Source organism: Prevotella sp. OH937_COT-195 (assembly GCF_003932845.1).
GTDB lineage: Bacteria > Bacteroidota > Bacteroidia > Bacteroidales > Bacteroidaceae > Prevotella.
Genome location: NZ_RQZH01000098.1, coordinates 1 through 710 on the forward strand (window position 1 = coordinate 1; position 710 = coordinate 710).

The following is a 710-nucleotide window of genomic DNA, read 5'->3' on the forward strand; positions in this document are numbered from 1 at the left end:
ATAATAAGGAGAATACTTTAATATAAAGAAGTTTATTTTGCCAATTGTTATTACAGGTGCAATTGTTTTGAAAGTATATGGATTGAAAAAGTATTTAGCTAGAAAAAATAGCATGTCTAATGCCGAATTGTAACGACTAAAATAAAGGCTAGTTACTTTTACAAAAAAAGAGGGGATCGACTATGAAAGTAAAAGAGATAATTAAAACAATCATAAAAGTTATAACACCTATTACAGGCGGTAAATTTATAGGGAAATTTGCAGTGAAAAACGCGAGAAAAGATTATAAAAATAATGTTAAACCACCTTTTTCACCACCCGGCTATGTCTTTCCAATTGTATGGCCAATACTTTATACAACGATGGGCGTAACTTATGCATTAGTGACTAGTAAATCTACTAGTAACGATTTGAAAGGTGCTTATTACACGCAATTAAGCCTGAATTATCTATGGTCGATATTATACTTCAAATATAAATTACGCTTTAGTGCGTTGATAGAGAGTGTTGTATTACTGGGTGCAGTAGTTACAACAATTGTAAAATTTTTCAATGTAAAAAAAGTTGCTGGCATTTTACTAGTTCCATATATGCTTTGGAGCGCTTTTGCTACTTATTTAACAGCTGGTAATTGGTATTTAAATAAAGATAACCCAAACTATACAGCGAAATCTGAGCATTAAATTGATGAAAAAGATTATATATATTGC

At 30.4% G+C, this 710-nt stretch carries 1 protein-coding gene; it reads left to right on the forward strand.

The annotated features are described in order from the left end of the window. Nucleotides 1-182 precede the first annotated feature (182 nt). The gene (locus EII32_RS11405; protein WP_125235472.1) at nt 183-683 is read left to right on the forward strand and encodes a TspO/MBR family protein; all 501 of its coding nucleotides are present in this window, start codon (nt 183-185) and stop codon (nt 681-683) included. The last annotated feature ends 27 nt before the right edge of the window (nt 684-710 follow it).